The 18,674-nt window shown below is 66.7% G+C and carries 21 protein-coding genes; 12 read left to right on the forward strand and 9 right to left on the reverse strand.

Annotated features, from left to right (window positions below; translation table 11 throughout):
• The first annotated feature begins 18 nt into the window (after nt 1–18).
• Entirely contained in the window at nt 19–519 is a 501-nt protein-coding gene (locus IEY07_RS04825; protein ID WP_188894044.1) for a GNAT family N-acetyltransferase, read from the forward strand.
• A gap of 22 nt (nt 520–541) precedes the next feature.
• Here IEY07_RS04825 and IEY07_RS04830 read toward each other — a convergent pair whose 3' ends face one another.
• The 4 genes from IEY07_RS04830 to IEY07_RS04845 form a co-directional block, all read right to left on the reverse strand.
• Nucleotides 542–1,435 carry an aminoglycoside phosphotransferase family protein gene (locus IEY07_RS04830; RefSeq protein ID WP_188894045.1) on the reverse strand — a complete coding sequence of 298 codons (894 nt, stop codon included), beginning with the start codon at nt 1,433–1,435 and terminating at the stop codon, nt 542–544.
• A gap of 24 nt (nt 1,436–1,459) precedes the next feature.
• Entirely contained in the window at nt 1,460–2,629 is a 1,170-nt protein-coding gene (locus tag IEY07_RS04835; RefSeq protein WP_188894046.1) for a hypothetical protein, read from the reverse strand.
• 77 nt (nt 2,630–2,706) lie between these two features.
• Nucleotides 2,707–3,153 carry a hypothetical protein gene (locus IEY07_RS04840; RefSeq protein ID WP_188894047.1) on the reverse strand — a complete coding sequence of 149 codons (447 nt, stop codon included), beginning with the start codon at nt 3,151–3,153 and terminating at the stop codon, nt 2,707–2,709.
• Nucleotides 3,154–3,319: 166 nt separating this feature from the next.
• Entirely contained in the window at nt 3,320–3,820 is a 501-nt protein-coding gene (locus IEY07_RS04845) for a flavin reductase family protein (RefSeq protein WP_188894048.1), read from the reverse strand.
• Nucleotides 3,821–3,871: 51 nt separating this feature from the next.
• Here IEY07_RS04845 and IEY07_RS04850 point away from each other — a divergent pair, with 51 nt between their 5' ends.
• Together IEY07_RS04850 and IEY07_RS04855 are read left to right on the forward strand one after the other, a co-directional pair.
• Entirely contained in the window at nt 3,872–4,624 is a 753-nt protein-coding gene (locus tag IEY07_RS04850) for an aminoglycoside 3'-phosphotransferase (protein WP_188894049.1), read from the forward strand.
• Nucleotides 4,625–4,873: 249 nt separating this feature from the next.
• Entirely contained in the window at nt 4,874–5,593 is a 720-nt protein-coding gene (locus tag IEY07_RS04855) for a hypothetical protein (RefSeq protein ID WP_188894050.1), read from the forward strand.
• Here IEY07_RS04855 and IEY07_RS04860 read toward each other — a convergent pair.
• Nucleotides 5,573–6,217 (reverse strand): histidine phosphatase family protein, encoded by a 645-nt coding sequence (locus tag IEY07_RS04860; RefSeq protein WP_188894051.1) that lies wholly within the window; start codon nt 6,215–6,217, stop codon nt 5,573–5,575. The genes IEY07_RS04855 and IEY07_RS04860 overlap by 21 nt on opposite strands.
• A gap of 4 nt (nt 6,218–6,221) precedes the next feature.
• On the reverse strand, nt 6,222–7,526 hold the full coding sequence (locus IEY07_RS04865) for an MFS transporter (RefSeq protein WP_188894052.1): 1,305 nt from the start codon (nt 7,524–7,526) through the stop codon (nt 6,222–6,224).
• Between the two features lie 223 nt (nt 7,527–7,749).
• On the opposite strand from IEY07_RS04865, the gene IEY07_RS04870 reads away from it, so the two are divergent.
• Nucleotides 7,750–8,577 carry an aminoglycoside phosphotransferase family protein gene (locus IEY07_RS04870; RefSeq protein ID WP_188894053.1) on the forward strand — a complete coding sequence of 276 codons (828 nt, stop codon included), beginning with the start codon at nt 7,750–7,752 and terminating at the stop codon, nt 8,575–8,577.
• Nucleotides 8,578–8,603: 26 nt separating this feature from the next.
• The gene (locus IEY07_RS04875; RefSeq protein WP_229669795.1) at nt 8,604–9,689 is read left to right on the forward strand and encodes a serine hydrolase domain-containing protein; all 1,086 of its coding nucleotides are present in this window, start codon (nt 8,604–8,606) and stop codon (nt 9,687–9,689) included.
• A 206-nt stretch (nt 9,690–9,895) separates the two neighbouring features.
• Here IEY07_RS04875 and IEY07_RS04885 read toward each other — a convergent pair whose 3' ends face one another.
• From IEY07_RS04885 to IEY07_RS04895, 3 genes are all read right to left on the reverse strand, one after another.
• The gene (locus IEY07_RS04885) at nt 9,896–10,360 is read right to left on the reverse strand and encodes an NUDIX domain-containing protein (RefSeq protein ID WP_188894055.1); all 465 of its coding nucleotides are present in this window, start codon (nt 10,358–10,360) and stop codon (nt 9,896–9,898) included.
• Between the two features lie 186 nt (nt 10,361–10,546).
• The gene (locus tag IEY07_RS04890; protein ID WP_188894056.1) at nt 10,547–11,155 is read right to left on the reverse strand and encodes a hypothetical protein; all 609 of its coding nucleotides are present in this window, start codon (nt 11,153–11,155) and stop codon (nt 10,547–10,549) included.
• Nucleotides 11,156–11,460: 305 nt separating this feature from the next.
• Nucleotides 11,461–12,246, reverse strand: coding sequence for a nucleotidyltransferase domain-containing protein (locus IEY07_RS04895; RefSeq protein WP_188894057.1), 786 nt, complete (start codon nt 12,244–12,246; stop codon nt 11,461–11,463).
• Between the two features lie 96 nt (nt 12,247–12,342).
• On the opposite strand from IEY07_RS04895, the gene IEY07_RS04900 reads away from it, so the two are divergent.
• The 7 genes from IEY07_RS04900 (at nt 12,343) to IEY07_RS04930 (ending at nt 18,608) form a co-directional block, all read left to right on the forward strand.
• Complete coding sequence (locus IEY07_RS04900) at nt 12,343–13,185, forward strand: GNAT family N-acetyltransferase (protein WP_188894058.1); 843 nt, start codon at nt 12,343–12,345, stop codon at nt 13,183–13,185.
• Between the two features lie 8 nt (nt 13,186–13,193).
• Nucleotides 13,194–13,436: a phosphotransferase gene (locus IEY07_RS24015; protein ID WP_229669720.1), complete on the forward strand. Its 243-nt coding sequence runs from the start codon at nt 13,194–13,196 to the stop codon at nt 13,434–13,436.
• 307 nt (nt 13,437–13,743) lie between these two features.
• Nucleotides 13,744–14,790 carry an iron-siderophore ABC transporter substrate-binding protein gene (locus tag IEY07_RS04910; protein WP_188894059.1) on the forward strand — a complete coding sequence of 349 codons (1,047 nt, stop codon included), beginning with the start codon at nt 13,744–13,746 and terminating at the stop codon, nt 14,788–14,790.
• Nucleotides 14,787–15,773 (forward strand): FecCD family ABC transporter permease, encoded by a 987-nt coding sequence (locus IEY07_RS04915; RefSeq protein WP_229669721.1) that lies wholly within the window; start codon nt 14,787–14,789, stop codon nt 15,771–15,773. The genes IEY07_RS04910 and IEY07_RS04915 overlap by 4 nt, the downstream gene beginning before the upstream one ends.
• Nucleotides 15,770–16,843 (forward strand): FecCD family ABC transporter permease, encoded by a 1,074-nt coding sequence (locus IEY07_RS04920; protein WP_229669722.1) that lies wholly within the window; start codon nt 15,770–15,772, stop codon nt 16,841–16,843. The genes IEY07_RS04915 and IEY07_RS04920 overlap by 4 nt, the downstream gene beginning before the upstream one ends.
• 5 nt (nt 16,844–16,848) lie before the next feature.
• The gene (locus tag IEY07_RS04925; protein ID WP_188894428.1) at nt 16,849–17,637 is read left to right on the forward strand and encodes an ABC transporter ATP-binding protein; all 789 of its coding nucleotides are present in this window, start codon (nt 16,849–16,851) and stop codon (nt 17,635–17,637) included.
• Nucleotides 17,638–17,639: 2 nt separating this feature from the next.
• Complete coding sequence (locus tag IEY07_RS04930; protein WP_188894060.1) at nt 17,640–18,608, forward strand: siderophore-interacting protein; 969 nt, start codon at nt 17,640–17,642, stop codon at nt 18,606–18,608.
• Nucleotides 18,609–18,674 lie beyond the last annotated feature (66 nt).

Consider the following 18,674-nt stretch of genomic DNA (forward strand, 5'->3'; position numbering starts at 1 on the left):
CGCGGGCAGGATAGGGCCATGCCTGACGTTTCCGTACGGTTGGTCGCCGTTGGCGAAGATCGTCGTCGCACGCTCCAGAACCTCGCCCAGCTGTATCTTCATGATCTCTCCCGGACCGGCGGCTGGGATCTGCGCGACGACGGAACGTTCGACGGCAACCTGCTCGACGGTTGCTGGACCGAATCCCGGCGGCATCCATTCCTGTTCTACGCCGCCGAGTCGCTGGCCGGCTTCGCCGTTGTCGACCGGAGGAGCCATGACGGTGGTCGCGAGGACGTCTGGGACATGGCGGAATTCTTCGTTGTGAACCGCTGGCGGCGTGCAGGGGTAGGGCGGTCGGCCGCCCGGCAACTGCTCTCGGCATTTCCCGGCGACTGGGAAGTACGGCCTTTTCGCGGCTACCAACCTGCAGAGAGGTTCTGGAGCTCCGTCTGTGCGGAGGCGGCCTCGTCCGAGGTCGTGATCGACGAGGACCAGTCGCGGGCGGATGCGCGGATCATTCGGTTCTCAGTCGACTAGCGGGACCGTGCGGCAGTACTGATCAGCCGAGGAATCCTTCCGACAGCTGCCGGCGCACGTCGAAGTTGGCAGAGCGGCCGACATCGCCCCGGGCGAGATCCCAGAGCAGTCCGGTCACCGCTCGTGCCTGGACGCAGCGGCGGGACAACGCCGCATCGACTCCGGCAGCTTCGCTGAAGATCTCGACCCGGTGGGACATCTCGCGCACCAGATCGACCCCCGAGTGCGGCTCGGGCGGCCGGTCGGAGCACATGGTGAGCGCATCGAAGGCGGCCGTACCTGCAACGCCCTGCGGATCGATCGCAATCCAGCCGCGGTCGGAGTGCAGGATGTTCTTGCTGTGAAGATCACCATGCAGCATGGTCTGCGTGTCGTCGTGTCCGAGGCCCCGGACTGTCTCGACAGCAGCATCGACGGTGCGGGCGGGCAGGGGATCGCCGGCCTGATGGTGATCGTCGCGAATCTGCTGCTCCCATTCGGAGACAGTGTCGGCCAACCGCTTCACATCCGGTGGTGCCGGAACAGCCAGTCGGGCAGAGAGCTGACCGCCGATGGCGATCGCCTCGTCGACTGGGGCAGCCAGTTCGCGGCCAGCGAGCCGCTCGAGAAGCAACGCGTGTCCTTCAGGGTCGGCGTCGAACAGGCGAACGGCGCCGTCGCCGTCCCAGGCCCGCAGCGCCTTGTGCTCGTCGGCGGTGCTGGGGTGCGGATAGCTGATCTTGACCACAGCCGCACCGACCGGTGTCCGGACAGGAATGACGACAGCGGTCGCACCTGCCACCACGGGTCCGTCGACCTGTCCGTGCCAGCGTGCCAGGTACTGGTCGGCGAGATCGGGAAAGTCGTTGATCCAGTCCTTGGCTGCATCCTCGGTGCGAAGCAACCGGACTCGGAGCGACTCCGGGACCGTGATCATCGACTACCTGCAACTCCTTCGGCGTCAGGGCCGTACGGCCACCTGTTGGAGGGTGCCGAATTCGGCCAAGGTGCGGGACTTCAGGCAGGCCCCGCTCGCTGCGCACCGGACGTCGACCGCCGTGAGATTTCCGTTCCGGTCGATCACGAACAGCCATCTGCCGTCCGGCGAAAAGACGAGCTGGCCGCTGCCCGGTGCCAGGACCTGCCAACCCACGGCAGCCGACAGTCGCCGCGATGTTCCGGTGGTGAGGTCGACCAGCGTGACCGGATTCTCGGAAGGGTCTGACGCATCGGCCAATGCGGCGTAGCGACCGTCGGGGGAGACCACGCCGTACCCGCTCGAGGCCGGCGTCTCCTCGTGCAGCTGTACGGTTCGGACTCGCTTGAGATCGCGGCCGTAGACGGCTGCGCTACAGGAGTCCACTCGTCGGCAACTCGTGATCAACAAGCTCGTCGAGCCTGACGCCACCAGACGCCCGGGTGCCACCCGGGTGCGGCCGTCTGGCCGGACGTCGTACACGCCGTCATCCGTCTGGACGACGACGTACCCACTGCGATCGGATTGGGGCATGCCGACGATGTCGCTGGGCAAGGTCAGCGTCGTACGGGTCCGCGTCCCGTCGAGGCCCACCAGCACCAGATGCGTTGCGTCTTGGCGCACCCAGACGTGTCGGGAGTCGGGGCCCGGCAGCAGGTCAGTGCCCGCGGTCGTGAAACTGCTGGCGGAACCGCTGCCGTCAGGCACGACGTAGACCGTCCTGCTACCCGTCGCGAGGACCAGAACGCTGGAGCCGCTCGGCACTACAGCGCCGGGATCGTTGGCCGAGTCGGTGGCGAGCCGGGGGATCCACACCTTCTCGACATGGCCCGTACGGGCCGCGATCCGATAGACGGCGCCGCCAGCGTGAACGACCAGGCTGTAGTCGGTCGGAGTATGTAGCCAGGACAGGTCGATGTCGAAGTCCAGACGCGACTGTTGGCTCGGAGCATCGGTCGGATCGGCCGCGGGAGGCGAGCTGGCGGCCGTTGGTTCTGGCAGCGGGACCTCCCCCTTTTGGACAGAATGCCAGAGGCCGATTCCTGCCAGGACAACGATCACGCAGACCGCGATCACCAGCGGCGTCCGGCGGCGGGGCCCGACCTGCATGACCTCGCGATCTCCGAACGGATCGGGGTCGTCGGGCTCGGTCATGATGTCATTCTGCCCACAGATGAGAAGTCGATTCGATCGCTTGATCGAAGACGTCACGGCTGGTTCGCAAGGTCCCGCTACGCGCTGCCTATGGTGAACGTGAACGTCGCCCGAACCGGATCGCGATCGTCGCGGACGACCGCCGTTCCCGCTGCGGTCTTCGGCGGGATGCGTACGGTCGCGGCGAATCCGAAGTCCGGTCCGGTTGGTGTGTAGCGATCCAGGTGCTGGACGCGGCCGTCGGGGAGCGTGAGAGTCAGTCGTACTGATGGCAAGGGCTGGATCGGATCATGGCCGCCGCTGTCGTTGCAGGATTTCGCATACCAGTGGCCGTAGACCGTGATCGAGTCACCAGGATGCACGGTCGGGGATGAGGCACCGAAACGACCTCCGACGCGTGGCTGATCATCGAGGTACGGTCCCACGCAGGACGCACCCGACAAAGTGTCTTGGCCGGCTACTGAGTTGGCGCCGCAGGCCATCAGGATCGGAAGGATGAGAGCCAACGCAAGCTTGTGTCTCACAGCAGGATTGTTTCCTTTCCTGCGTCGGATCGTCAGCGCAGACAGCGAATCGCGAGCAGATCGTGATCAACCCGACCATGGCTCACAAGGCACGATCCACCCGCCAGATGAAGCTGTCATGGGATAACCGGCCATCGACTTGCACCGGGACCTGTGCCGCCCGAGGTCAGGCCGGATGACCCGGCTCGACGTCGTCGATGTCGTGCAGCGTCAGGATGTCCGTTTCGCCCTCCTCGACCTCCTCAGCGATCGGCTCCAGCAGGAATCCGACATGATCACCCAGTGGCAGTGGCTTGAGGATCCCGCCGACCATCCGTCGCGGTAGATCGTCGAGCAACGGAACACCGTCTGGTCCGGGATGCCAGCGCACCCGGGCGAACTTGTCCACCTCGTCACCGGTCGTACCGCCGAACAGCTCAGCTGCCGCGTGATCATCCGAGCCCATCACGTGGACGGCGAGGACAGTCGCGCCGGCGGCGACCCGACGGGTGTGGTTCGCCTCCGACAGACAGATCAACAGCCGCGGTGGGTCGATGCTTGTCTGGGTCGCAAATCCGACCAGGCAGCCGCCGCGCTTTTCGCCATCAGTTGTCGTGACGACGAAGAGCGGGTAGTCCAGCCCATCGATGAACGCGTCGAACTCTTCTGTCGACAATGGCCGGGTCATGGTCTGATTGTCGCAGCAGCCGATCACGGCACGACGTGTTTTCATGGGCTCATGGCAGACAGCAGGTTCGCCGACACGGACGTCGTGGTCCCGGTGGCTGTGCGCTCCGTCGCTCGCGGTGGCGAAGTGGAGCCGGTGTGGTTGAGCGGCGACCAGGGCGTGACGTTTCGGATCCACGGAGCGTCCGTCCGATACGTGAAGTGGCGGCCCGGACCTGTGTCCGGAAGTCTTGAGGGCGAAGCGCGCCGCCTGGCTTGGGCGGGGAAGTTCGTTGCAGTGCCCGAAGTGGTCGAGTACGGGGCGGACGACTCCGGCGCGTGGCTCGTGACAGCAGGAATCCCCGGCGAATCGGCGATCTCATCACGGTGGAAGGCCGATCCCGGCACCGCGGTGCGGGTGGCGGGTTTCGGACTGCGACGGTTGCACGACCGTCTGCCGGTCGATGAGTGCCCGTACGACTGGTCAGTCGAAGCTCGTCGGCAGCAGATCCATCCGTCCAAGCTCGGGGATCGGAGGCTGTCGGAGAACATCCCGGATCCGGACAGGCTCGTCGTCTGCCATGGGGACGCCTGTGTCCCGAACACCTTGATCGCCGACGACGGCACCTTCGTCGGACATGTCGATCTCGGTGATCTTGGCGTAGCTGACCGTTGGGCCGATCTCGCGGTCGCCACCTGGAGCACGGAATGGAACTATGGACCGGGTTGGGCAGATTTGTATCTCGAGTCGTACGGCATCGAACCGGACCACGATCGGATCCGCTTCTATCGCGATCTCTGGGATCTCGTCCATCCGGTCAATTGAGTCGATTGCGAGCGCGCCGGCCGGGCTGAGCGCAGGCCGGTCGGGACTCTCAACCGTCAACTGCCCGCGTTGTCAGCACGTCGGGCGTCGAGTGGCCGGATCGAGGCGCGGGCACTGAGGCCGGCCTCCGATCTGTACTGCTCGCGTACGAAGCCGGGATCGGTGCGTTGATCACTCACGCTTTCCGCTACAGACGGATAGGAGCTCCAATCCATAGACTCGAGGTGGTCGGCAAAGGGGGCGTACGAGATGGCTGACGAGGCTGCCGAGATCAAGGCCGCACGCGAGCGCCTGGTCTCCGCGGGATCCGCGCGGATCCTTGGTGCCACGCAGTTCCACTGGGGCGACGGGTTCTCCATCGACCAGATTCCCAATCCCGCGTGGCGCACCATCATCGGGGCGGGGCGGATCGCCTGGAAGGCGGTCGGCAGGCCGCTCCTGCGGCTGGCCACCCAGGACACCGACTTCCGGAATCGGACCGCCAGAGGATTCGTCGACTTCGCAGGCCGGCGGTCCATGATCGACTACGGATCGTACGCCGTGCTGCAGATCGGCGGTCAGGAGTGGAGCGGGCGATCGGGCCGTGCCGTGTCCGGGTTGTCGGCATCCGCGGCGGGCGTCGGTACGCCGCTGTGGCTGGTCGATCTGATCAAAGGGACGACCGGCGCCGAGGATCTCGGCACGGAGTTGATCGCGGGGGAGCAGTGGAGACACTTCACGCTGACCGCGAGCCTCGCGGACGCATCGGCCGGCTCGGCCGTGGGGTTGGCCACCCCGCAACGCGACCAGTTCGACGACCTGCTGCGTCTGGTCCTTGACGTCTGGACCGATTCGCATGGCCTGCGGCAAGTCCGGTTCGTTCAGTCCGGGAGGACGGACACGGTGACCTTCAGCGAATCCGGCGTCAGCCTGGCCGATCTTGACTGGGGCCGGCTGCCGACATTCCGATCACCCGGCGAGGGTCGCTAGGTGACGGGCATCGTTGAATCCCACCAAGGTCCAGCGAGGCTGGTGCGGCTCCGGGTCGTGGATCCAGCGATTGATGCTGGTGTTCTCCGGTCCGATCCGCACCCGCGGAGACGTCGGCCCGAGTCCGAACGCCAGCGAGAACGATGCATTGATCACACCGCCGTGGGTCACGGCCACCACCCGCTCGTCCGGATGCCGCTCGACGAGTGAGGTCAGCGCAGCTCCCGCGCGGATCAGGAACGCGGCCCAACTCTCGCCGCCCGGCGCGAATTCCTGGAAGGGATTGGCTGACAGGCCCTGCCGCAGCCCCGGCCACCGGGCGGCCCACTCGTCGTTGGACATCCCGTCTGCCTCGCCCACGCGTACCTCTTGGAGACCGTCGTCGTCCTTGATCGGCAACCCGAGCGCATCCGCGACATAGCGCGCGGTCTCCTGCGCACGGGGAAGTGTGCTGGCGTAGAGGGCGTGGGCCGTCAGTTCCTCGGCCCGCAACCGGTCGCGTACGAGTTCGGCCTGTCGGCGACCGACATCGGTCAGACCGCGATCACCCCGCATGCCGGCGACGATCGGATTGACATTGGCGTGGGACTGGCCGTGGCGGATCAGGATGAGTTCGGTCGGCATGCCGCTATCCAAGCCGATCACGGTGGGTCCGGCGCAGACGGGGTGTTGCCGGACCGTCCGGGGCACCTGTGCTGATCATGAGACTGAGGCATCCTGCCACGACAGCACCGACTCCCGCGGCGGAGAGCAGAGCGGTCGGATCGAGTGTCGTCGCGAGCGCAGCCGCACCAGCTGAGCCGACCGTCGCGGCCAGGTTGCCGGCCCAGAGGATCGCGGCGATAGCGCTGCCGCGTTTCTCCTCGGGCAGCCTGGTCTGCTGGTAGGTATCGCTGAGGACCTCATAGACGCTCCACGCGCAGGCATTGACGCCCCGACCACCGACGAGCACCGCGATGACGCCGATGTGGCCGGGCACCAAGAGGCTGAGCGGAAACACGGCGATCGCAACACCGCGAAGAATCGCAGTGATCTTGATCGAGCGATCGAGGCCGATGCGCACTCGGATCCGGTTCGTCATCAGAGCTGCGAGGACGCCGCCGAGGCTCCCCGCGGAGAAGATCACCCCGATCGCGGCGGCGCCCAGGCCGAGCGTGTTCCTGAAGAAGACGACCACGATCGCGAAGACGAGATCGAAGAAGAACAGATATCCGGTCTCGACGATCGCGAGCCAACGCAGCGGCTTGATCTCGTAGACGCACCGGAATCCGTCGACGATGCCGCGCCACCAAGTCGTCCGCGTCGAGATCCTGTGATCATCGTCGGGCTCGTACGATCCCGGCTGGTCGGGTCGGATGCCGACCGTCGCGATGCCGGCGAGCACGGATGCCGCCACCTGGACCACAACGGACCAGATCGCGCCGACGAACTGCGTCAGATAGCCCGCGAGCGCCGGCCCGGTTGCCCGCGCTGCAGCGTCCGTGCCGCCCATCCGGCCATTGGCCGCGCCGAGGTCTTCCGCCGCCAAGATCGTCGGCAGGAAGGCTCGGTGGCCGACAGCGAAGACGACGCCCAGTAGGCCGGCCAACGCGGAGACGATCCAGACCTGCTGCATCGTCAACCTCCCGATCGCGTACGCGGCCGGGATCGTCAGCCACAGCCCGGCCCGGCCGAGGTGGGACGTCACGAGGAGACGCTTGCGCCGCGTGCGGTCGGCGATCGTTCCGATCAAGGGTGCGACCAGCCAGGGGAGACTCGACACGGTCCCGATCAGGGCGACCTGCGACGCGTCGGCGTGCAGCACATCGACGGCCAGCAAGGGAACCGCGACCGAGCCCGTCTGGAGTCCGACCAGCGATGTCGACTGCGCGAACCACAACCGGTTGAGGTTGCGTCGGGTCGGGCGGGCAGGCCGGCGGGATGATCTGATCATGGGCAGACGTCTCCTCAGGACGCCCGCCTCAATCCCTGAACACGAAGCTCTGCTGTTGTGAGCCGTACGCTACACCGTCGTGGACCGGCCCGGTGTCCTTCGTTTGCCGTTGCTCGCTGGGTCGCCAGGTGGCAGGATGGAGTCATGACCTCGTGAGCAGCTAAACCTGCGACCTCGCCCGCAGGACGGGCGAGGCATCTGTTCCTGCTCACGAAGGTGTTTCTTGTCCAGCTCAGACCACTCGACGTCAGCCCCTGATCACGAACACGATGATCATGAAATTCTGCTGACGGGCGGTTTCGTCAACGCGGTCGTCCGCGTCGGCGACACCGTGCGTCGTACGACGGGAGCGTGGACCCTCTCCGTCCACGCCTTGCTTCGGCATCTCGAGCGAGCCGGTTTTCCGGAATCGCCTCGCGTGCTCGGGATCGATGATCATGGTCGGGAGATCCTGACCTATCTGCCAGGGGAGTCCATGCCGTGGACCGCCTGGCCTCCGGTCCTCCGTGGCGATGATGGCGTCGCGCAGCTTGGGCGGCTGCTCCGCCGCTACCACGAAGCAGTCAGTGACTTCAGTCCGCCGCCAGGAGCTGAGTGGCGCAACCCGCTGGCCGGACCCGGAGAGATCATCCGCCACGGCGACTTCAGCCCGTTCAACACCACCTGGGTCGATGGCTGCGTGGTCGGCCTGATCGACTGGGACTTCGCGAGACCTGGACGGCGGGTCGATGATCTTGCCTACCTTGCCTGGCAACTGGTTCCGTTGCAGTCCGAGGGGCGACGGGAGCAGTACGGCCTCGACGCTCGGCTCGATCTCCGATCACGATTACGCGTTCTCTGCGACGCGTACGGCGGTGACTTCCCGCCGATGGCGGTGGTGAGAGCCGCGATCGAGGTGATCGATGCCGAGCGGCGGGACACCGAGGAGTTGGCTGCCCGGGGACTGCATCCCTGGAATCGCTTCGCCGCGGACGGTGCGCTGCAGGCATTCGCACGTGAGGCGCAGTGGATCCGCGAGACGCAGGACTGGTGGAGCGGCGACGAGAGCTGAAGGGAGGGCATGATTGGCCCGTGCCCATGGTTGACCATTTCTCGTTACAGGAGCAGATGCGACGCTGCCACGTCCCAGGCGTCGCTGGTGCGGTGATCACGGGCGATCAGGTGCACGAGTTTGCCGTCGGCGTCCGGTCCGCGGAGAGTCCCGAGCCGGTCACTTCGACCTCCCGGTTTCAGGCGGCATCCATCAGCAAGCCACTGGCGAGTCTGGCAATGCTGCGCCTTGTGGACGCCGGAGTTCTGGATCTCGATCGCGACGTCAATACCTACCTCAGATCCTGGCAGTTACCCGCGTCGTCTCTGGGCAGCGTGACCCTTCGGCAACTGGCCAGCCATTCGGCCGGCCTCGGTGTCTCGGGGTTCCCGGGCTACGGACGGTTCGATCAGGCGCCGAGCTTGATCGAGATCCTGGACGGGGCGGCGCCGGCAAACACGGGGCCGGTGCGAGTCGAGTGTGTGCCAGGTGAGCAGTTCCGCTACTCCGGCGGCGGCACGGTGATCATGCAGCTGGTGCTGGAAGAGGTGACCGGGGAGCCGTTCCACGATCTTGTCGCCCGTCTGGTCCTCGAGCCGTTCGGGATGGTTCACAGCTCGTACCGACAGCCGCCCGATGATGAAATGCGATCGGAGGCCGCGGTTGGACACGATGAGAGCGGTGCCGCGATCAAAGGCGATTGGCACGTGTATCCCGAGCAGGCGGCCGCGGGACTGTGGACCACGGCAGGGGACTTGGCGCGCTACGTCCAGTGGCTGAATGATGCTGGCAGGTCCAGCGATGATCAGCAAATCCTCAAGCCGGAGACATTCGACCAGATGCTCACCCCACAGACTCCGACCGACGAGGAGGTCAAGGTGGGCGGGCTGAATGCCATGGGCATCGGTCCGTTCGTCCGGGTCACTCCGCATGGAGTCGACTACGTCGGACACAGTGGCGGTAACGCCGGCTTCCGGTGCCACTTGCTGGCCCATCGGAGCGACCGTGCGGGCGCCGTCGTTCTGACCAACGGCGATGGCGGATATCCGCTTCTGGTGGAGATCTTCGACGCTATTGCCAGATGTCACCGCTGGACCGACTACCCGTATGGCGCTGCTGATCGAGGTCGGTGATGTCGGGCGATGTCTCCTGATCAGAGGAGCGCGCACGAACGGAATATGCGACGCTCAAGAAGGCGCTGGCCCCTTTGCTGCTTGCCGATCGCGTCGCCTACACCGAGGGCAAGACCGAGTTCGTACGCTCAGTCCGCGACTGATCATGCACCGGCTCGCGATCTTGGAAGGCTCGGCGCAGGGGAGGCCGCACTCGGCGACGAACGCTAGGAAGCTGCCAGCGGTAGGACTCGTGGACCGTCGGACGTCATGACGATGGAGCGGAGGAGGTCGTCGCGACGTCCTTCGTCCAGCCAGTGGTTGAGCGCAACGCTGGCAGTGGGCGGCATGTCCAACTTCCGTATGGCGGCGGTGTTGAGATCGAACCACCGCAGCTCGCCCTCAGTACAAACCGTGGGCAGGGTCGCCGTCGGCAGGAGGCCAGCCGTGAAGTAGTAAGTGAACCGCAGTTCGTGGCCGGTGTCTCGTAGGGAAACGTAACGCAGTCTGGGTCCGGTGGTGTCGTCGGCGGTGAGCCCGATCTCTTCCTCCAACTCGCGAAGCATCGCCGCGGTAGGATCCCGGATCTCCTCCGGCTCGACATGACCACCGATGCCGACCCAGGAGTCCGGGACAGCTGAGGACCCCATCCGATACAGGAGCAGCACCTTGTCGTCACGTGTAAGGAACATCGACGTCATGATGCGCGCCGCTCGGAGATTCATGATCACCAGGCTACGGACTGGAGATCAGCTGGCTGGAGTCCGGCGAATGGGAGGCGGACGACGCGCTGCTGAATCGTTCGCAATGCGAAGGTCCGGGGCTCGAGTCCGCTGAGCTCCACTCAAGGAATATCGCTGTGACCAGGCGAAACGCCGTCACCTTTCCGGTGCCCTGGAGGCGGAATGGCCCGGAAGTACCTTGACACGATTTCGATGGTGCGCCGCGCCCGGTGCCGGCTTGGTGCTCGCCAGATGGAGCTTGTGCGCGCTGACAAGGGTCTGAATGAGGGCGGGGTCGATCTCGTTCCGGGCGTCCGCGAGCCACTCGCGGACGGTGTCGAGGTCATCCGTCCTACACAGATTGATCCCTTCGGGTGCCCCGGTGTTGTCCAGGACGTAGGTGTGTCGGTCCGACTCGCCGCCGGGCACCACCACGATCCAGGCCCGGACATCGACGTCGGGTCCCAGCTGCGCGCGGCACAGGCTGGCTGCCGTGGAGAGCTCGACGCTGCCGCCTCGGAACCGCTCACCGTAATAGAGCACGGCCAACGGGCCGTCCCAGGAGTAGATGCCCGGCTGCCAGAGCTTGACCTCGATCAACGCGACTCTGCTGCCGAGGAACCAGCCGGCGAATCCGTCGCCGATACGCCCGAGGTAGCGCAGACCCCACCAGGCGACGGCAGCAACCATGCCGAATCCGGCACCAGTGGCACTGCCTGCGACGGCCGACAGGAGCCCGAACCACACCAGCTCTGCGACCAGCACGTAACCCAGGACGATCAGCGTCTGGTCGGTCTGGCCTGTCCTCGGCTACCAGGCCACCGCCCGGTCAAGATGCTGGGCCGTCTGCCACCAGTTCGCCGTCAGAGCTGCCGACCACGCTACGAACACCACTGCGACCAGCACTCTGAGTAACCGTCGCGTGGCCACACAAGAAGACTAGGTCGGCCGGGGCCCGAGAGCGATTTTGTTGACCCAGTCGTTACGTTCACTTCGTCCGCGCCATCTGCAACCGCCGAGGTTTGCAGCGCGGCACGAACGATCGCAGCGGCAACACCTGGTGATGATCATCAGCAGTATTCGGGTGGAATGACTCCGGTCAACCAGCCGAGCTCGTTCTGCTCAACGAAGGTGGACAGTGTCCTTTCCTGCTTCAACGGCCACGGGTGGTACGCCTCCAGCAGTTCGCAGTAGGCGGCGCCGGCCGCCGCGCTGGGATGATCGAGCACAGCCGTGGCGTGATCTTGGTACCCATCCGGGATCCGGGGAAGTGATGCCAAGGTCTGCTCGAGATACTTCTGTCCCTGATACAGGGTTTGATTCAGCGCCAGCAGGGCCCGACCGCCGGCGCCGATCAGATGAACCGCGGCATGGTGCAGCAGGAAGGTGTTGTCCAGCTGGTCCGCCTGTTTGAGGAAATAGCCGCCCTGCAGTCGAACCTGAGCGATGAACGAGGCCATCCGGCGGTCCCACTCAGCCGGCGAGAGCTTCGGTATCGCCGCCACCAGCTCTTCAAGATCATCAGCACGCGACCAGGCCACCCTGGCGTTCAGGAACGAGGCGCGGGTCGGATCGTCGCCATGGTCCGCCGCGGCGCGGAGGTACTCCGTGTTGATCACCTTGATGTCGTAGTAGCCGCCCTCGTAGCTGATTCCCTCGCGGTCGACGTAGCTGAGCCGTCCCTGGCGCACGTGATCGTCAAAAGCCTCGTCGGTCAGCAACAGGAACAGATCGACATCGGAGTCCGGACGTTCGTTGCGGTTGGTGACCGAGCCATGCACGATGACCCCGCGGACGCCGTCGATCTCGCGGATCCGGCGGACGTACCTGGCGATGCTGTCCTCATGGTGCTGCACATCGGGCTCCTGCGGTTCGGATGGTGCCGCACAGCATAGGGTTGCGGGCTCCGACCGCAACCCGACCTGACCGATCCGTGGATGCGATCATGACCTGTGCAGTTTCGTGAGCTCCGCCAAGAGGACCTGTCGACCAGCGAGTGGATGAGGCAGGTCGAGTTGCGGCCGGACCGGTGGCGGGATGATCACACCCGGTCGGCAGTAGCCGTCGAAGGCCTGGAAGTGGTCGCGGCGGGGATGATCTGGACCTCGCGGGTGCACGGGGATCGCTACTGGATCGACCTCGTCGTCGATCCCTCAAGGCGCCGCGAGGGGATCGGCACTGCACTCTTCGCTCACCTGTCAGGACTGCGCAAGGATGATCTTGCCTTCATGACCCGCGGCTACGTCGACGAGGAGCGGTTGGCGTTCGCCGACGCGCTGGGTGCGACGACGGTCCAGGTCGTACCGCCGGCGCTGATCGACGTCGTGGGACGCTTCGCGTTGCGGCCGTACGATGCCGTCGTTCCGGGCCGCGAGGTGCCGTGGTCGCGCCTACTGGAAGCCAATGCCGCGACGTACGAATGGATCCACGCGTCGTGGAGTCCGGTCGCGGAGGGCTTTGCCGAGGCACTCAACGAAGGCCTGGAAGATGATCTTGACCTGGATGCCACCTCGGTCGCCGTCGACGCCTCGGGGCGGATCAGGGCGGTCGCGATGGCGTACAACGACGTCGAGCCGCCGGTGATCACTGCCGAAACCGTTGTCCGCGACGAGCCGGAGGGGGAGAGGCTGGTCGAGGCATGTGTCCGGCGGGCCCTCGATGTGTTCGCCGGTCGGGGCGTCGCCGAGGTCGAATTCGACGGCCACGTCAGCGATCCGCATTTCCTGCCGGTCTGGGCCCGGCTCAATCCCCGCGGCCGCTGGTTCCGGCTCGTCGAGATACCTCCGCACCAGTAGTCGCACCGGTGCATCCCGGCCAGAATGACGATCGTGGACGAGATCGAGGTGATGGCATTGGCTCCGGTGCCTATGCCTTCCACGGAGGGTCCGTCGGCGATCCGTCGGTTGATCAGGTCACCAGCATCCTCGACTGGTCCGAGGCCGGGTCCGGTGATCCGATGTACGACCTGGCGATCCTCACCCTCGCCACGAGGAATGCCTGGGTGATCTGCTCGCCGGCTATGGCGATGACGTTGATCTTGACGTGATCCGCTCCTGGTGGTCGGTGCGCAGCCTGAGTGTGGCCCGCTGGTTGATCGAGCACGGTTTCGATCCGGGCTCGCCGGGCGCCGGGTTCGCCGTCCTGCGGTCCCATGGCTGACCCGTACGCCGACCGCGGAAGTCGAGTTGTCGCGAGTTCAATGGTCCGATAGGCGGTTCCGGGTCGGGTAACTCGTGTTGTCGCGAGTTCGGTGGTCCGCTCGGCAGCGTACGGTCGGGGCGGCTTTCGCAGATCGGGCAATTGCCGTTAGGCTGACCTAAGTAAGTGTTACCTAACCCGCAAAGGCTGCCGCTGTGATCCGTCGTTCCGCCCTCGTCCTGGTCGCCGCCGTGCTGGCGCTGGCCGGCATCGTCTCCGGATGCACCACCGGACCCGCAGGAGGCAGCCAGTCCGGCTCGTCGGCCCATCCGTCGCAGGGCGCGAGCGCCGACCCGGCGGCGTTCCCGGTCACGATCAAGCACCACTTCGGCTCGACCACGATCGACAAGCAGCCCACGAGGATCGTTGCGATCGGCGTCAACGACCCGGACAACCTGCTCGCCCTCGGCGTGATCCCGGTCGGCATCGGCAAGGTCACCTGGGGCGGCAACGCCCACGGCACCACGCCGTGGTTCGACACCAAGCTCTCCCAACTCGGCGCCCAGCAGCCGGCGCAGGTCGATCAGACCGATTCGATCCCCGTCGACGAGATCGCCAAGCTGACCCCGGACCTGATCCTGGCGACGAACTCCGGTATCACCAAGCAGCAGTACGACAAGCTGTCCAAGATCGCCCCGGTTGTCGCCTTCCCGGGCGATCCGTGGACCACGACTTGGCAGCAGTCCCTGGAGATGGACGCCAAGGCAGTAGGCAAGGTCGCCGAGGGCAAGCGCATCGAAGAGCAGACCGAGGCGACCCTCACGGCCGCCAAGCAGCGATTCCCGCAGATCCAGGGCAAGACCTTCATCTTCGCGGCGCTGGCGACGACCGACATGTCCTCGATCTCGTACTACACACCGATCGACGCCCGGCCCATGTTCCTGACCTCGATCGGGATGAAGAACGCGCCGATCATCACCAAGATCGCACCCAAGCGGACGTTCTACGGTCAGATCTCGGCCGAACGGGCGGCGGAGCTGAAGTCCGACGTCCTGATCACGTACGCCGTCAAGGCCTCGGATGCCAAGACCTTCACCGACGACAAGCTGATCGGCCAGATCCCGGCGATCAAGTCCGGCCACATGTTCGCCTCGACCGACAACATCCCCGCTGAGGCGGCGAGCGTCCCGACCCCGCTGGCGATCCCGTACGCGCTGGACCACTTCGTGCCCAAGATCGCGCAGGCGGTCGAGGGCGAGTGAGGATCGCACTGCCGCAGGCGCGCCGGTTGGTCCCGATCCTGCTGCTGGTCGTCGTCCTGGCGGTGGCGGCGTCGGTCCTGGTCGGGTCGCAGCTCGTCTCGCCGACCGCCTTCTTCGCCCACGGCAGCGACAACCAGGCGATCCTGCAGGCCCGGCTGCCGCGTACGGTGCTGGGCCTGATGGTCGGCGCGGCACTTGGCCTCGCCGGCGCCTGCATGCAGGGGCTGACCCGTAACCCGCTGGCCGATCCCGGCCTGCTGGGGGTCAGCGCCGGCGCTTCGCTGGCGATGGTCTTCGCCGTCGCGGTGCTCGGCATCGGGTCATTGATCGGCTATGTCTGGTTCGCGTTCGCCGGTGCTGCGGTCGCCGGGATCGTCGTGTACGCGGTCGCCTCGCTCGGCCGCGACGGCGCGACGCCGATGAAGCTGGTACTGGCCGGCGCGGCGGTCTCGGCCGGGGTGACCAGCTGGACCAGTGGCGTGCTGCTGGGGGACAAGCAGACCTTCGACGTCTTCCGGTCCTGGCAGGTGGGCACGATCGGCGGCCGGTCCTGGCAGGTGGTGCTGATCGGGTTGCCGTTCCTCGCGATCGGCGCGGTCCTGGCCCTCGCTGGTGCCAAGACCCTTGACTCGCTGGCTCTCGGTGACGACCTGGCGACCGCGCTCGGTCGCCGGCTGATCCGGGACCGCATCCTGATCGGACTCGCGGTGGTGTTGCTCGCCGGAGGGGCGACCGCGCTCGCGGGTCCGATCGCCTTCGTCGGATTGGTCGTCCCGCACGCCGCCCGCGCGGTGACCGGTAGCGCCCACCGTCGGGTGCTACCGCTCTCCGCCGGTTTCGGCGCCGTGCTGATCCTGGTCGCCGACGTCGTGGGCCGGGTGGTGCTGCCGCCGACCGAGGTCCAGGTCGGGATCATGACCGCTGTGGTCGGCGTGCCGGTGTTCGCCTGGTTCCTGCGCCGCGGTCGGCTGGCCGGCCTGTGAACGTGGTGACCGAGGAGATGACCGGACGCTCCGAGCGGCAGCTCGGTGCCGAGGCTGCAGTCCTGACTGTCCGGGCAGCGCGCACCCGGCAGCGACGACGGCTGCTGCTCGTCCTGGTCCCGTTGGCACTCGCGCTCGTCGTCGCGTTCGGCCTGCGCGTGCTCGGCGGCGACTATCTGATCAGCCTGCCCGACTTCTTCCGGATCCTGGGCGGCCGGCAGATCCCCGGCGCGAGCTTCATCCTGATGGAGAGCAAGCTGCCCCGGGCTGTCCTCGGTCTGCTGGTCGGCGTGGCGTTCGGGACCTCCGGCGCGATCTTCCAGAGCACGCTGCGCAACCCGCTCGCCAGCCCCGACCTGCTCGGCGTCAGCACCGGGGCGAGCACTGCCGCCGTCTTCGGCATCGTCGTGCTGGGCATCTCGGGGCCGGCACTCTCGCTCGCCGGGATCATCGGCGCACTGGCGACGGCGCTCGCGATCCGATTCATAGCGGGCAGCACCTCGGGCTACCGGCTGGTCCTGGTGGGTGTCACCGCCGATGCCGCGCTGCTTGCGGTGATCCAATATCTCTTCACCCGGGCCGACGAGTACGACGCCCAACTCGCCCTGCACTGGATGATCGGCAGCCTCGAGGCGGCCGACTGGCAGACCATCGCGGTTCTCGTCGCCTGCCTGGCCGTGCTGCTGCCGCTGGTCGCCGGCACGCTGCGGGCCCGGCGCGCCCTCGAACTCGGGCCTGATCTGGCCACCGCGCTCGGGGCCGGGCGCTGGTCGTCGGAATTCCTGCTGTTGCTGGCCGTCCTGCTGATCGCCTTCGGCGTCGCAGCAGCCGGCCCGGTCGCGTTCGTCGCCTTTGCCGCCGGACCGATCGCCCGCGCCCTGAATGCCGGCCGTACGACGCTGGTCGGCTCCGCACTGGTGGGCGCGGTCGCGATGGTCGCCAGCGACTACCTGGGAGCGTACGCGATCGCCGACGTCAACCTGCCGGTCGGCGTTGTCACCGGGGCGTTCGGCGCTCCGTTCTTGTTGTGGATGCTCGCTGCGGGCCGCACCGGAAGGAGAGTTTCGTGAGACTGATGGCAGAGTCGGTCACGCTCGGCTACGGCGGCCGGCCGGTGGTCGACCAGGTGACGACCGGCATCCCGGACCACGCCGTCACCGTGATCGTCGGACCGAACGGCTGTGGGAAGTCGACGCTGTTGCGCGGCATGGCCCGACTGCTCCGGCCGACCTCGGGCCAGGTCGTGCTGGACGGCAAGGCGGTCCATCTGATGCACACCGTCCAGGTGGCCAGGACATTGGGACTGATGCCGCAGTCACCGGTCGCCCCCGAGGGAATCACGGTGGCGGATCTGGTCGGTCGCGGCCGGCAGCCGCACCGTGGCGTGCTGAGCCGCTGGAGCCGTACCGACGACGAGGCGGTCGCCCGGGCCCTGGAGCTGACCGGGACCGTTGACCTCACCGATCGGGTGGTCGACGAATTGTCGGGCGGTCAGCGGCAGCGGGTCTGGGTGGCGATGACGCTGGCCCAGCAGACCGACCTGTTGCTGTTGGACGAGCCGACCACCTTCCTCGATGTGGCCCACCAGATCGAGTTGTTGGACCTGCTCGCTGACCTGCGCGCCGGGCGCACGATCCTGATGGTCCTGCACGACCTGAATCTGGCCGCCCGTTATGCGGATCATCTGATCGCCATGCGGGACGGTGTCGTGGTCGCCGAGGGAGCGCCCGACGAGATCGTCACCGAGGACCTGGTCCGCAGTGTCTTCGGCCTGGACTGCCGGGTCGTACCCGACCCGGTCTCGAACACTCCGCTGGTGGTGCCGATCGGCCGCCATCGCGGCAGAAATCCGAAAGAGAGCTGACCATGTTTCTGATCGCACGGGTCGCCGTCCGTTCGGTGCGACGGCTGTCGTCGTCGTTCGCACGGGTCGAGCTGGCCGGCAGCGAACTGTCCGAGTTCGGGGTCGACGGGCCGACGTACGACCAACGGATCAAGATCATCTTCCCCGGTCCGTCCGGCCGGCTGCCCGAGCTGCGTCCTGACGCCTGGTGGCAGGATTTCCAGGCCCTGGATGACGACCAGCGCTGCTCGATGCGGACCTACACCATCCGCAGTGTCGCTGATGCGGCTCCGGGAGCCGAGCCGGGCTTCGTGGTCGACTTCGTGGTGCACCCCGGTGCGCACGGCCCCGGATCGGACTGGGCCTGCGAGGCGGGGCCGGGCGACGAGGTGCTGGTCGTCGTCCCACGCAAGGGGGAGTCCGGCGGTGGGATCGAGTGGGCTCCGCCCGCCGATGCCGACCGGTTGCTGTTGGTCGGCGACGAGACCGCGGTCCCGGCCGTTGCCTCGATCCTGGAGTCGCTTCCGGCGCACGCCGTCGGCACCGCTGTGCTGGAGGTGCCGCAGGCCGACGATGTCCAGGAGGTGCGGGCACCAGCCGGCGTGGACGTCCGGTGGTGCGTCCGCGATCAGGCTCCGATCGGCTCCCGGTCGATCGCCGAGGTGGCCCGGGTGCTCGGCGCTGGTTCGCCGCCAGTGATTCAGGCCGGACCGGATCAGGCCGGACCGGATCAGGTGGGCCCGGATCAGGTGGGCCCGGATCGTGTCGATCCAGACCTCTGGGAAACCCCGGTGTATTCATCGTCCGGCGAGCAACTCGATGCGTCCTCCGGCGAGTACCTCGGCCCGACCGGCGGAAGCTACGCCTGGGTTGCCGGCGAATCCGGCATGGTCACCGCCCTGCGGCGCTATCTGGTCAAGGAGCTCGGCATGGATCGCCGGCAGGTTGCCTTCATGGGCTACTGGCGTCAAGGCGTCGCTATGCGCGGCTGACCACGGTCGATGCCGGGCTTGCGGGCGTGTGCGTGCAGCGCTGTCGGCGGGATCGGCGATGATGGT

It is taken from the genome of Microlunatus endophyticus, from assembly GCF_014646195.1.
Lineage (GTDB): Bacteria > Actinomycetota > Actinomycetes > Propionibacteriales > Propionibacteriaceae > Microlunatus > Microlunatus endophyticus.